The sequence below is a fragment of the Variovorax sp. RTB1 genome (assembly GCF_035018765.1).
Classification (GTDB): Bacteria; Pseudomonadota; Gammaproteobacteria; order Burkholderiales; family Burkholderiaceae_C; genus Variovorax.
In genome coordinates, this window is record NZ_JASJXG010000013.1 from 99156 (window position 1) to 110866 (window position 11711).

An 11711-nucleotide genomic window follows, 5' to 3' on the forward strand; every position below is an offset into this window, starting at 1 on the left:
AGAGATCAGTGCCTGAGGCCGGATGGCCGCGCTCGGCAGACTTGGATTCATGCTTGAGTCGATAGGATCGCCGCACCCCCTCAAAGCCAACATGACCAAGCGAAACACCGAAAAGATCCTGCGTACCTACGGCTTCTGGATCCTGTCGTCGCTGCGCGATGAGTGCCGCGAGTTCCTCGAAGCAACGACGCTGAAAGAATTGATCGGGAGTCCGGGCAATCTAAGGTCGGTGGCACTGTTTCGCGATCAGGAGGACGGGACGGTCGAAGTGGTCATCATGGCGTTGTGGGACTCGATGGAGAGCATCAAGGCATTCCTTGGCAAGCAGGATTTGCGCAAGCCCAGGATCGACCCGACGATCGACGCCAAGCTTTTCGACCGCGAGCCCTATGTGCGGCAGTACTCGCTCTCCGACCCGGACGCGCTCGCGCTGATCCCGCCGAGTTGGCGGTAGGGCGCAGTTCGCTCTCAGCGGCCAAACGGCGCCCAAGAACGAAGGTCGCTGGAACTTCTGCAAATAGCTCGCAGATGTGCGAGAAGTGGCTCTGACCCGTTGCATGGCCACTGTCTGCTGCAGACATCTCACTCGCGACGCAGCAGGTAGATGTCCATGATCCAGCCATGCGCTTCGCGCGCCTCGGCACGGATCGACAGAATGTGCGGCCCGGTACTGGCCAGCGGACCGGCCAGCAGCAACTCGTGCGGCATGCCGAGATAGGCGGCCCAGTAGATGTGCAGACGCTCCGGCGCCAAGGTCTGGAAGGCGCAGGCGCCGTCGAGCATCACCACGACAGTCTCCAGGCCGACGGGCCAGCCGCCTTCGCGCAGCTGACGCCCGGTCGTGATCAGCACCGGGCCGCCCAGCGTGTTGAGCGGGATGGCGTGCGCAGCGGTCAGCAATTGCAGGCTGCTCAGGCCAGGGATCACTTCGACGCGAAGTGCCATGCCGGCGGCCTTCAGTTGCCCGGCGATGCGAAGACTGGAGTCGTAAAGCGAGGGGTCGCCCCAAACGAGCAGGGCGACACGGCCGCCCTGTGGCCGGTGGGCGGCAATCTCGCGCGCCCACGTCGCGGCAATGGCCGCGTGCCAGTCGTGCACGCCGTCGAGGTAGCGTGGCGTGGCGCTGTCGCGCACCGGCAGATCGAATTCCACCAGCCGGGCCGGGCCATCGAGATGCGTTGCACAGATCGTGCGGCGGAGTTCAGCCAGATCGGCCTTGTCGGCGCCCTTGCGCGGAATCAGGATCAGGTCGGCCCGGTTGAGGGCACCGATGGCCTGGAGCGTCAGGTGCTCGGGATTGCCGGTCCCGATGCCGATCAACATCAGCTCGATCAGCGGCGCGGCAGGCATCGGCACCTTGCGTGGCTCAAGCGGCGTGATGCAAACGATGCGTCAGCAGCACCGAGCCACGCGCGTCGGAGCGAGCGCGCAGCCATTTGGCGGCGGCCAGCACGCCGAGATCGATCAGCGGCTCCAGCAGCACGACGCTCATGTACGCGGCGCCGAAGCTGCCGACGCTTTGCAAGGTTTCAGCGCCGATGCCACGACCATAGAGGGTCCAGAAGGCCACCCACGCGACGATGCCGCCCTGGAACACCACCGACATCTTGAGCACGTGCGCGTAGCCAAGATCGACATAGGCCAGCTTGGCCGGCAACACCCGCTTGGCCACTGCCTGCATGGCGAAGAGCGCGGCCAGCAGCGTGGTCACGTTCATGCCGTATTGCGCCAGATCTTGCGGCTCGAAGAACAGGCTTTGCAGTGCCAGCCCGGCGGCCAGACCGATGGCCGTGGGCGCAGCGCCCAGAATCAGGAACAGCGACGAGCCAAGGATCAGATGGACCTCGGACACGCCGACAGGCACGTGCGGGAACACTTCGAAGAAGACGAACACAAGCACTGCGGCGATCACACTGCGCAGCAGCAGAGAGAGCGCTCCTTCCTGGCGAACGTGGTCGAAGGACAGCTTGGCGGCATAGAACGCGCAGGCGCTCGCTGTGACGTAAGACAGCACGATCTTGCTGCTGTCGACAATTCCGGGTTCCATGTGCATGGCTAGGATTCCTTGGGTTTGAGTGCGGCATTTGGCGCCGCGAGGTGAGGAAAAAAATGAAATCAGAGCGGGCCGACACAAGACCTTGCGGTCAGTCCGCTCCGGCCACTGATGGGCGGAATCTTCGGTCGTAGTCGGTCGCATACAGCCGGCTGTCACTGAAGCCTTCTGCCGCCAGCGCAGGCCCGACCAGGATCAGTGCGGTGCGCTCCACACCCTCGCCCATGGCGGCCTCGATGGTGGCCAGCGTTGCGCGAAAGATTTTTTCATCGGGCCAACTGGCACGGTAGACCACGGCGACCGGGCAGGCAGCGCCGTAGAACGGCGTCAGTTCGGCGACCACTTCGGCCAGCTTGTGGATCGACAGGTGCAAGGCCAGCGTGGCACCGGTAGCGGCAAAGTTGGCCAGGCTTTCGCCGGCTGGCATCGGCGAGGCCCGGCCCGATGTGCGCGTCAGCACCACCGATTGCGCCAGCCCTGGCAGCGTGAGTTCGGCACCCAGTGCGGCCGCGGCGGCCGCAAACGATGGCACGCCGGGTGTCACGGTGTACGGGATGCCAGCCGCGCGCAACCGGCGCAGTTGCTCGCCCATGGCCGACCACACCGACAGGTCGCCTGAATGCAGCCGCGCTACATCGTGCCCGGCGGCGTCGGCGGCCACGAACTCGGCGACGATTGCATCGAGGTCGAGCGGCGCGGTATTGACGATGCGCGCTCCGGGCGGACAGTGCGCCAGGATTTCTTCGGGCACCAGCGAGCCGGCATAAAGACAAACCGGACAACGGTTGATCAGGTCGCGTCCGCGCAGGGTCAGCAGGTCGGGTGCACCGGGGCCGGCGCCGATGAAGTGGATGGTCATGAGTCAGGTTTTTCGTTGTGGGGCCAGCGCAGCGATGGCGCAGGTGGCGAGGCGATCGGTCGACACGACGCGCGGGTGCAACAGCATGGCGCCCGGACCGCCGTGCACCAGGGCAGCGGCCAGTGCCGCAGCCTCGGCAGTGCTGCCGCTGCCGCGCAGCGCGCGGACTGTGGCGCTGTCGGTCAAGGTCGGTGTGCTGTTGAGTTGCGTCGCACCGACGGCATGCACGGGCAGGCCCAGTTCGTCGGCCAATGCGCGCAGGCTCAGTGCTTCAGCCTTGTCATGCGCTACGGCGATCAGCGCGATAGAGCGCAACGGCATCACACGAGGCATGGCTGAAATCGCTTGGGCCAGCGCATCTCGCAGCGATTCCAGCGTTGCGCCGTGTCGAAATCCAAATCCGGCCACCGTCATCGCGTGGCACTCCACTGCACCACCGGGTACGCGGCACGCCATCCGCGCCGTGTGCCCAGTGGCGCCGCCTCGGCCAGTTCGATGCGCAGCAGGCTGCCGCCGGCGCGGGCGTGCCAATGGCCCAACAGTGCTTCGGATTCCAGTGTCACGGCATGGGCCACCACACGGCAGCCTGCAGGCAACAGGTTCCACAGCGCCGTCAGCAACTCGTCGCTCAGACCACCGCCGATGAACACCGCATCGGGCGACGCCAGGTCCGTCATGACGTCGGGTGCGCGTCCCGTTACCAGCACCAATCGGTCGACGCCCAAGCGGTCGGCGTTGCCGCGCAGTCGGGCGGCGCGCTCTGGGTCGGCCTCGACAGCCACAGCCTCGCACCGGGGGTGCGCCAGCAGCCATTCGATGGCGATGGAACCCGACCCGGCACCGATGTCCCACAGTCGCTCACCCGGGCGCGGTGCCAGCGCGCACAGTGCCAAGGCACGCATCCTTTGCTTCGTGATCTGGCCATCGTGCGCAAACACACTGTCGGGCAGGCCGGCGCTGTGCGGCAGGGCCAGGCCGGTGCCAGCCACCTCCAGCGCCACGGCCACCGGATGACTCACATCGGTCAGATTGAAGTCGCAGGCGATCACGTCGCGCCGCTGCTCACGCGGGCCACCAAAGGCTTCGAGCACGCTCATGAGACTGTCACCGAAATCGTTATCGACCAGGTAGCGCGCCAGCTCTGCGACAGCGGTCCCATCGCGCAACAGCAGCACCAACCGGGCGCCCGGGCACAGATGGGGGCGCAGGCGGGTCAGCGGCGCCGCGTGCAGGCCAAGGCAGGTCACGAGTTCCAGCGCCCAGCCCAGACGCGAGGCAGCCAGACCGAAGGTCGATACGGCGGGCAAGGCATGCCATTCGTGCGCGCCAAGATGGCGCGTCACCGAGCTGCCCGCGCCAAACCAGAACGGATCACCGGAGGCCAGCATCACCACGCGGCGCCCCCGCTGCGCCAGCAGCATCGGGATGCCCTCGGCAAAGGGCACCGGCCATTCGAGCCGCTCCGCGCGCAGAGTGGGCAACAACGCCAGATGGCGCGCGCTGCCGGCCACCAGTTCGGCCTCGTCGAGGGCCGCACGGCTGGCCGGCGGCAGGCCCTGCCAGCCGTCTTCGCCCAACCCGATAATTGTCAGCCACGGTGCTTTTTTGATGACTTCAACCACGCGCAATATCCTCATCCTCGGCGGTACGCTGGAAGCGAGCGCAATGGCGTCGGCGCTGGCCGAACGTGGCGAGCGCGCCGTGTTGTCGTATGCCGGCCGGGTGGCCCAGCCCAGGGCACAGCCGGTTGCGGTGCGCGTCGGCGGCTTCGGCGGCGTCCCCGGCCTGGTGCGCTATCTGCAGGCCATGCAAGTGACTCACTTGGTGGATGCCACCCACCCCTTCGCTGCGCGCATGAGTGCCAACGCTGTCGCCGCCTGCGCGCAGGCCGGCGTTCCGTTGCTGGCGCTGACACGCGACGCCTGGCAGCCCGGCCCCGGCGACCGCTGGCAGCCGGTCGCCGATCTGCCGGCGGCTGTTGCGGCGCTCGGTGGCCCGCCGCAGCGCGTGCTGCTGGCCTTGGGCCGCATGCATCTGAACGTTTTCGCAGCGCAACCACAGCATCACTACATCCTGCGGCTGGTCGATCCCCCCGAGCAGCCGCCACCGTTGCCGCACCACACCGTCGTGATCTCGCGTGGCCCGTTCGACGTGGCGGGCGACATCGCACTGCTGCGCGATCACCAGGTCGAACTCATCGTCTGCAAGAACGCTGGAGGCAGCGGCGCGCAGGCCAAGCTGCATGCGGCACGCGCGCTGGAGCTGCGCGTTTTGATGGTGGCGCGGCCATGGCTGCCGGCCCGGCACGAGGTCACCCAGGTGGCCGAGGTGTTGCAATGGCTCGGGCATGGAGCGCGCGGTGTGCAGCTTCATGCAGCCACCTCGCGCGGCGCCGAACGCGGCGTGTAGACCCAGGGCTGGCCGTCACGGGCGATGACGCGCGTGAGGCTGGAACCGACGATGACCACGGTGCGCATGTCGGCCATCTCCGGCAAGGCGTCTTGCAGTGCGATAACGCGCAGGGTCTCGTCGGGGGTGGACACGGCACGGGCAAAGATCACCGGGCGGTCCGGGCTTCCGGCCGCAGCACAAGCCTCGCGCAGCACTGCCAGCGTGCGGACAAAGCCCTCGGGTCGTGAGACCGAGCGCGGGTTGTAGAAGGCCATCGCGAAGTCGGCCTGCACGGCAAGTCGCAACCGGTGTTCGATCAGCGCCCAAGGCTTCAGGTTGTCGGACAGGTTGATGGCGCAGAAGTCGTGACCCAGCGGGGCGCCGGCACGTGCCGCGGCCGCCAGCATCGCCGTGATGCCGGGCAGCACCCGCACGTCCAGTCGGCGCCACTCGGCCGGACCCGCTTCGACAGCCTCGAACACAGCCGATGCCATGGCGAACACGCCCGGGTCGCCTGAGGACACCACGACCACGCGCCGGCCTGACGCGGCCATCTGCAAGGCATGTGTGGCACGGTCCAGCTCGACCCGGTTGTCGCTGGCATGCAGCGTCAGGCCTACGCGCGGTGCGACGCGGGCCACGTAGGGGATATAGCCCACCACGTCGGTGGCGTCGGCCAGGGCAGCTGTCACCTCCGGTGTCACCCAATCTTCAGCACCCGGGCCGAGCCCGGCGACGACCAGCCGGCCCGCCGCATTCGCCGTCGCGGCATTGACACTCGTGGTCTTGTCACTCATGGCCGGCGTCCCTGCCCATGCACCAGCACGATCGAAAAGTAAGGCGTGATGCGCCCTTCGACTTCGACCAGCCGCACCACCTTCTGGCCCGGCATGGTGGCGTATTCAACCAGCCATGCATCATTCAGACGGCCAGCGGTGGCCAGTGCGCGACGCACCTTGTCGATGTGGCGCCCGATTTTCATCACCACCAACGCGTCGCTGTCAGCCATGTGGCGTGCCAGCTTGGCCTCGGGCAGCGTGCCCATCAGCACCGTCAGCACGTCGTCGCCCCAGGTGATGGGCTGGCCGGTGGCCGTCCACGCGCCCGACATGCCGGTGATGGCCGGCACCACCTGCACCGGATGCGTCCCGTTCAACCGGGTGTACAGGTGCATGAACGAGCCGTAGAAGAACGGGTCGCCTTCGCACAGCACCACCACGTCGTGACCGGCATCGGACAGCGCGCGCAGGTGCGCTGCGCAGTCGGCATAGAAGGCGGACAGGGCCTGGTTGTAGGCCGGGTCTTCCACCGCAATTTCGGTGGTGACCGGGTACTCCATCGCGTGCTCCACCACGCCTTCGGGCAGCAGGCCATCGACGATGCGCCGCGCCTGTCCGGGCCGGCCGGCCTTGCGAAAAAACGCCACGTGGGTCGCGCTGCACAGCAGACGGTGGGCACGCACGGTCATCAGGTCCGGCTCGCCAGGGCCAAGACCCAGCCCGTAGAGGGTGCCGCGTGCGCTCATTCCAAACGGCTCCCGAGGGCGTTGATCGCCGCCACTGTGATGGCGCTGCCGCCCAGGCGGCCGACCACGATGCAGCAGGGGACAGGTTGTTCGGCCCACAACGCATCCTTCGATTCCGCCGCGCCGATGAAACCGACCGGACAGCCGATGATGGCCGCAGGTCGTGGGCAGGTCGGGTCCTGCAACATGTTGAGCAGATGGAACAAGGCCGTCGGGGCATTGCCAATCGCCACCACGGCGCCCTGCAGGTGAGGCCGCCAGAGCTCCAGCGCCGCGGCGGAGCGGGTGGTCGACATGGCTTGCGCCATCCCGGGCACGGCCGGATCGTGCAAGGTGCACAGCACGTCGTTGCCGCCGGGCAGGCGCGAGCGGGTCACGCCCTCGCTGACCATGCGCGCATCGCACAGGATCGGCGCGCCCGCCGCCAGCGCCGACCGCGCCGCGTGCACGAAGCCAGACGAGAAGCGCAGCATCGCTTCAAGCCCGATCAGGCCCGCTGCGTGAATCATGCGCACCGCTATCGGCTCGTCGTCGGCATCGAAGCGTGCGAGGTCGGCCTCGGCGCGGATCATGGCAAAGGAACGGCGATAGATCTCGGCGCCGTTGGTTTCAAAGCTGTGGTTCAAGGGGCTCCAATGCACAGGCGCAAGTTTTCAGGAGACAGCCCAGTTTGCGCAGGCGCGTCCCCGGCGCGGCCATTGCGCACCAGGTCGAAGGTCCCGCTGCGGCCGACCAGCGTCAAGTCGGCGGCACCGGAACGAGCGCACCCTTTGGCGCAGCCGGACACGTGCAGGCTGCGTGGTGCCTCAGGGCTGTCAGTGAGCAGTTGCCGAGCGAGTGAAAGGGCGAGGGCGCGCGTCGCCACCGTGGCCGACGCACACGCCGGAGCACCGGGACAGGCGTCCACGCGCAGCAGGGGATCGTCAGCCACCGTGATGAATGCGGTCGATTCCCGCCACTCGCCTCCTTCCAGAATCAGGCCGCGTTGCGACGTCAAGCGCAGGGCGACGGCACCGCTGTCTTGCAGCAAGTGGCCCAGCGCAGTCGCCGCAATTTGACCAAAGGCCACGCCGTAGACCGGTCCGAGCTGCGACATGCCAGGCCTCGGCAGCGCGGCCGAAGGGGCCGCGGTGTCGAGCGGCGCGTCTCCACGGGGCACTGCGCACACCTGCTGAAGCCCGCGCATGCGTCTCGATGGTGGCGCCACGGACCCCGCAGTTGCCGCAAACCAAACGGCCATCGCGAGTGCCATTGCAACAGCTTCCGCTACGTCGTCTCGCGGTACCAGATGGCCGGCCGCAGCACCATCGGCGCGGACGATGAGTCCGCCCGAGCGGGCACGCTCGATGCGGATGTCAGCCGAGGCCTCCGTCAACACTGGTGCCGGCCCCGCATCCACGGCAAAACCGAATTTGGAGGGCAAGGCTGGCAACTCACCCAGACGCGCCAGCAGTGCACTGGCGATGCGTTGCGTGTCATCGCCGGCCTGCCAGCAGGGCGCGACCAGAACGGCGGGCCAGGCTTCGTGTGTGGCGTCGACATCGACCAGCCCCAACCTGCAAAGCGCCTCCACCACGGCGTCGTGGTCTTCTGGCCGGACACCGCGAAGTTGCAGATTGGCACGGTGAGTCAGGTCGATCATTCCCGAGCCCAGGCTTTGCGCAAGCTCGCACAGCCCCAGCGCCTGATCGCGCGTCATTCTTGCCAGTGGCGGCCGCACCCGCAGCAACAGCCCATCGCCCGAGGCCATGGCGCGATGCGCACCAGGGCACCAGCCTTTGGCTTGAGGACGCACACCAGAAGACCCCGGAACGCTGGCCGGTTCCGAAGGCGTTGCCATCGGGAGCATGACGCGGATCGAAGCCATCAGCGTCAGGCCACCGCAGCCATTGCTGCAACGACTTCCACTGCGGTTGGCAACGACGTCATCAGCGGAGGCAACTTGCCCAGGATGCCACCGCGTAGCCGCTCCGGGCGCTGGCTGCGCAGCAAGGCGCCGTCGGCGTTGTCTGCGTGCAGCTGTCCGCAAGCCAAGACTTGCGCGGCAGTTTCGATATCGGCGACGAGGTCTCCGAAATAGTAGGTGGGTTTGCCTGCTGCCTGGAATGCGACGGTGCAGGCCCTTTCGCAACCGCTCATGCAGGCAATGCCGCGCACATGGATGCCGGCCCGTCGTGCCTCGTGTTGCAGCGCCAGCACGGCGTCGAACAGGATCGTTCCGGCAGCGGGCAACTCGCGTGAAGCGCCGGCAGGTCGGCAGGTCGTGCAGATAACGATTTCAGTAGCCTGCGCAGGGGGAACTTCAAGGGGCATGGTCATCGGTATTCAGGGTTCAGGTAGGCCGGCTGGCAAGACGATGTTCGACGCCCCAGCGCAACGCCCAAGCGGTACAGCGGCCGATGGAGCTCGCAGGTTCGTCGAAGTCAACGATCACGACACGCCCGGCGAGTTGCGGTGCGACCGGCTGTTCCAGCGTGCGGCCATCGGTCAGCAGCCACAGCCAGGTTTCGGACGGGCCATTGCGACGCTGCGCGAGACGCAGCAGCTGGTCGGACTCGGCCAGAGCATGCGTCAGCGGAGTGCCCCCGCCACCGCCCAGCGGTCGAAGCTTCGCGCGGCCGGAGGCGCGGGCCGGCCCGGGTGGCAGCTGCAACGCCACGCCCTGACCGCCGAAGCACAGCAGTGCCACGTGGTCGCCAACGCGGGCGGCCTGCTCGATCAGCCACTGCGCATGTCCTTTGGCCAGCGCAAGGCGCCCACGCTGGCGCATCGAGCCAGAGGTGTCGAGCACGATGAGGTGCAACCTGGCGTGCTTCACCAGCCGCTCGGCATAGCGCAGGTGGAGACTCTGGAGCGGCTGTGGGCCTTTGGCCAGCAACGTAGGCAACCACGCAACAGGGCCACGCGCCAAGCCCTCGACGGGCTGCCTTGGCGCATGGAGCGTCGATGAGGGATGGGGTTTCGGCCCCCGCAGACCGGCGCGCCCGGGGCGCACGAGGCGGCTACGGGGGCTCAGGCTTTTTTTGATGGCCATCCTCCAACGCCGGTCACGCGTGTGGTGGTTTCAGGTCGTGGCGGCAGGGCACCCCAGTCGCCGATCGGCGCCCCCGTGGCCAGGGCGTCGGGTGATGCACGTTCGGGGTCGGGACCGGGTGCCGTGGACGCAGCGTGGCGATCATCTGCTTTGTGCTCGGACGGGGCGCGAGACGCTGGGGGTGGGGGGAGGGCATGTGCCTTGTCACCACGACGGTGCGCCAGTGCCAGTTCAGCCACCGCGTCGACATCGAGCGTCGTCACCTCGTCACGGCTTTCAAAGGCCGCCAGTGCACGCGCCGCCCGCAGCATCACCAGGTCGGCTCGCATGCCATCGACCCCGGCCGCCAGCGCGCAGGCCGCAGCATGGTGCAGCACCGCATCCGACCACGCCAAGCGCGGCAACGCAGCACGTGCCGTGGCGACAGCATCGACCAGACGGGCCTGCTCACCAGCATGTTGTTCGACCAGACCGTGCGGATTCTCGTCAAAGCCCAGGCGCGCCCGCACGATCGCCGTGCGCAGCGCAGCATCGGTTGGATTGGCCAGCGAAACGGACAAACCAAACCGGTCCAGCAGTTGAGGGCGCAACTCGCCCTCTTCCGGGTTCATGGTGCCGATCAGCACGAAGCGCGCGGCATGCTGACGTGAGATGCCGTCACGCTCGACGGTGTTGACACCACTGGCCGCGACATCGAGCAAAGCATCGACCAACGCATCGGGTAGCAAGTTCACTTCGTCGACATACAGCACGCCGTGGTGGGCCCGCGCGAGAAGGCCCGGGGCCAGACGAAGTCGGGCATCGCGCAGCACGTCTTCGACGTTGAGCGTGCCGACCAGCTGCTCGACCGTGGCCGACAGCGGCAGCGTGACGAAGGGTGCTGGCAACTTCGCCGGCGTCGGAGGCGCCAGTGCCGCCAACGCACGCGCTGCCGTGGACTTGGCGGTGCCACGCGGACCGCTGATCAGCACCCCGCCGATACCGGGGTCGATCGCGGCGAGCAGCAAAGCGCGCTGCAACAGCGGCTGGCCGACCAACGCGCTGAAGGGGAAGGTCGCGCGGGTGGCGGGTTCGACGAGGCAGGCATTCGAGTCGGCAGTCGGCCCGGCAATCGGTTCGTCAGAGTTCAGTGTCATCAGAGCGGCCCTTCGCCGTGTTCTTCAAGCCGGCGCTCCAGCGCCAGCAGGTGGTGTTCGATCCGCTCGCGCTGGTCGCCAGGCTCGGCCCACAGGCCACGCCGCATTGCGTCGAGCAGCCGCTCGCCGATGCCGCGCAGCGCTAGCGGGTTGTGTTGCTGCAGAAATTCGCGCGTGATGTCGTCGTGCAGGTAGGCATCGGCCACCAACGCGAATTGGTGGTCAGCGACCACACCGGTGGTCGCGCTGTAGGCGAACAGGTTGTCCACCGTGATGGCGATCTCCGAAGCACCCTTGTAGCCGTGGCGACGCACGCCTTCCAGCCACTTCGGGTTGACGGCGCGCGAACGGACCACGCGTGCCACCTCTTCGCGCAGCGTGCGAATGCGCGGCGAACCCGGAACGCTGAAGTCGCCGTGGTACAGCGCTGCCGGGGCGCCTGAAAGGTGCTGCACGGCTGCCGCCATGCCGCCCTGGAACTGGGCGTGGTCGGCAGCGTCGAGCACATCGTGCTCGCGGTTGTCCTGGTTGTGCAGCACCGCATCGAGTTGCGCCAGTCGCCGCTCGAACGGCGCGCGGGCCGCGACGCCATGGTCGCCCTGGCCATAGGCAAAGGAACCAGCCTGAACGTAGGCCTGGGCAATATCGGCGCCATCTTTCCAGTCGCCACTGTCCAACACCTCCTGCACACCGACGCCGTAGCCGCCGGGGCG

15 protein-coding genes are annotated in these 11711 nt (G+C 67.5%); 2 read left to right on the forward strand and 13 right to left on the reverse strand.

Going from position 1 to position 11711, the window contains the following annotated elements; translation table 11 throughout:
- The first annotated feature begins 91 nt into the window (after positions 1-91).
- Positions 92-454, forward strand: coding sequence for a hypothetical protein (locus tag QN397_RS11105; RefSeq protein WP_323500865.1), 363 nt, complete (start codon positions 92-94; stop codon positions 452-454).
- Positions 455-582: 128 nt separating this feature from the next.
- On the opposite strand, the gene cobF is transcribed toward QN397_RS11105, so the two are convergent.
- From cobF to cbiE, 5 genes are all read right to left on the reverse strand, one after another.
- Positions 583-1350 (reverse strand): precorrin-6A synthase (deacetylating), encoded by a 768-nt coding sequence (gene cobF, locus QN397_RS11110; protein WP_323500866.1) that lies wholly within the window; start codon positions 1348-1350, stop codon positions 583-585.
- A 16-nt stretch (positions 1351-1366) separates the two neighbouring features.
- The gene (locus tag QN397_RS11115; RefSeq protein WP_323500867.1) at positions 1367-2053 is read right to left on the reverse strand and encodes an energy-coupling factor ABC transporter permease; all 687 of its coding nucleotides are present in this window, start codon (positions 2051-2053) and stop codon (positions 1367-1369) included.
- Positions 2054-2144: 91 nt separating this feature from the next.
- Positions 2145-2912 (reverse strand): precorrin-4 C(11)-methyltransferase, encoded by a 768-nt coding sequence (gene cobM, locus QN397_RS11120; protein WP_323500868.1) that lies wholly within the window; start codon positions 2910-2912, stop codon positions 2145-2147.
- A 3-nt stretch (positions 2913-2915) separates the two neighbouring features.
- Positions 2916-3368, reverse strand: a complete 453-nt coding sequence (locus QN397_RS11125; protein ID WP_323500869.1) for a cobalamin biosynthesis protein — start codon at positions 3366-3368, stop codon at positions 2916-2918.
- A complete protein-coding gene (gene cbiE / locus QN397_RS11130) occupies positions 3323-4534 on the reverse strand; it encodes a precorrin-6y C5,15-methyltransferase (decarboxylating) subunit CbiE (protein ID WP_323500870.1) in 1212 nt (403 codons plus the stop codon). The genes QN397_RS11125 and cbiE overlap by 46 nt, the downstream gene beginning before the upstream one ends.
- On the opposite strand from cbiE, the gene QN397_RS11135 reads away from it, so the two are divergent.
- The gene (locus QN397_RS11135; RefSeq protein WP_323500871.1) at positions 4521-5321 is read left to right on the forward strand and encodes a cobalt-precorrin-6A reductase; all 801 of its coding nucleotides are present in this window, start codon (positions 4521-4523) and stop codon (positions 5319-5321) included. The two genes, cbiE and QN397_RS11135, sit on opposite strands and share 14 nt — an antisense overlap.
- On the opposite strand, the gene cobJ is transcribed toward QN397_RS11135, so the two are convergent.
- From cobJ to QN397_RS11175, 8 genes are all read right to left on the reverse strand, one after another.
- Entirely contained in the window at positions 5282-6100 is an 819-nt protein-coding gene (gene cobJ / locus QN397_RS11140; RefSeq protein WP_323500872.1) for a precorrin-3B C(17)-methyltransferase, read from the reverse strand. The two genes, QN397_RS11135 and cobJ, sit on opposite strands and share 40 nt — an antisense overlap.
- Positions 6097-6828 carry a precorrin-2 C(20)-methyltransferase gene (locus tag QN397_RS11145; protein WP_323500873.1) on the reverse strand — a complete coding sequence of 244 codons (732 nt, stop codon included), beginning with the start codon at positions 6826-6828 and terminating at the stop codon, positions 6097-6099. Before QN397_RS11145 ends, cobJ begins: the two co-directional genes overlap by 4 nt.
- Positions 6825-7454 carry a precorrin-8X methylmutase gene (locus QN397_RS11150; protein ID WP_323497597.1) on the reverse strand — a complete coding sequence of 210 codons (630 nt, stop codon included), beginning with the start codon at positions 7452-7454 and terminating at the stop codon, positions 6825-6827. The genes QN397_RS11145 and QN397_RS11150 overlap by 4 nt, the downstream gene beginning before the upstream one ends.
- Positions 7451-8668 carry a hypothetical protein gene (locus QN397_RS11155; protein WP_323500874.1) on the reverse strand — a complete coding sequence of 406 codons (1218 nt, stop codon included), beginning with the start codon at positions 8666-8668 and terminating at the stop codon, positions 7451-7453. Before QN397_RS11155 ends, QN397_RS11150 begins: the two co-directional genes overlap by 4 nt.
- Before the next feature lie 32 nt (positions 8669-8700).
- Complete coding sequence (locus QN397_RS11160; protein ID WP_323497595.1) at positions 8701-9147, reverse strand: DUF1636 domain-containing protein; 447 nt, start codon at positions 9145-9147, stop codon at positions 8701-8703.
- A gap of 13 nt (positions 9148-9160) precedes the next feature.
- Positions 9161-9862 carry a vWA domain-containing protein gene (locus QN397_RS11165; protein WP_323500875.1) on the reverse strand — a complete coding sequence of 234 codons (702 nt, stop codon included), beginning with the start codon at positions 9860-9862 and terminating at the stop codon, positions 9161-9163.
- Entirely contained in the window at positions 9841-10998 is a 1158-nt protein-coding gene (locus QN397_RS11170; RefSeq protein WP_323497593.1) for an ATP-binding protein, read from the reverse strand. Before QN397_RS11170 ends, QN397_RS11165 begins: the two co-directional genes overlap by 22 nt.
- The coding region (locus QN397_RS11175) for a cobaltochelatase subunit CobN (protein WP_323500876.1) at positions 10998-11711 on the reverse strand (714 nt) is incomplete at its 5' end. The genes QN397_RS11175 and QN397_RS11170, both read right to left, overlap by 1 nt.

What these genes read in the sequence shown, in the direction of transcription:
- QN397_RS11145 (WP_323500873.1), bottom strand. Translation starts at nt 6,828, where the DNA reads ATGAGCGCACGCGGCACCCTCTACGGGCTGGGTCTTGGCCCTGGCGAG.
- QN397_RS11165 (WP_323500875.1), bottom strand. Translation starts at nt 9,862, where the DNA reads ATGGCCATCAAAAAAAGCCTGAGCCCCCGTAGCCGCCTCGTGCGCCCC.
- QN397_RS11170 (WP_323497593.1), bottom strand. Translation starts at nt 10,998, where the DNA reads ATGACACTGAACTCTGACGAACCGATTGCCGGGCCGACTGCCGACTCG.
- QN397_RS11135 (WP_323500871.1), top strand. Translation starts at nt 4,521, where the DNA reads ATGACTTCAACCACGCGCAATATCCTCATCCTCGGCGGTACGCTGGAA.
- cobM (WP_323500868.1), bottom strand. Translation starts at nt 2,912, where the DNA reads ATGACCATCCACTTCATCGGCGCCGGCCCCGGTGCACCCGACCTGCTG.
- QN397_RS11160 (WP_323497595.1), bottom strand. Translation starts at nt 9,147, where the DNA reads ATGACCATGCCCCTTGAAGTTCCCCCTGCGCAGGCTACTGAAATCGTT.
- QN397_RS11155 (WP_323500874.1), bottom strand. Translation starts at nt 8,668, where the DNA reads ATGGCAACGCCTTCGGAACCGGCCAGCGTTCCGGGGTCTTCTGGTGTG.
- QN397_RS11125 (WP_323500869.1), bottom strand. Translation starts at nt 3,368, where the DNA reads ATGGCGTGCCGCGTACCCGGTGGTGCAGTGGAGTGCCACGCGATGACG.
- QN397_RS11105 (WP_323500865.1), top strand. Translation starts at nt 92, where the DNA reads ATGACCAAGCGAAACACCGAAAAGATCCTGCGTACCTACGGCTTCTGG.
- cobJ (WP_323500872.1), bottom strand. Translation starts at nt 6,100, where the DNA reads ATGAGTGACAAGACCACGAGTGTCAATGCCGCGACGGCGAATGCGGCG.
- QN397_RS11115 (WP_323500867.1), bottom strand. Translation starts at nt 2,053, where the DNA reads ATGCACATGGAACCCGGAATTGTCGACAGCAGCAAGATCGTGCTGTCT.
- cobF (WP_323500866.1), bottom strand. Translation starts at nt 1,350, where the DNA reads ATGCCTGCCGCGCCGCTGATCGAGCTGATGTTGATCGGCATCGGGACC.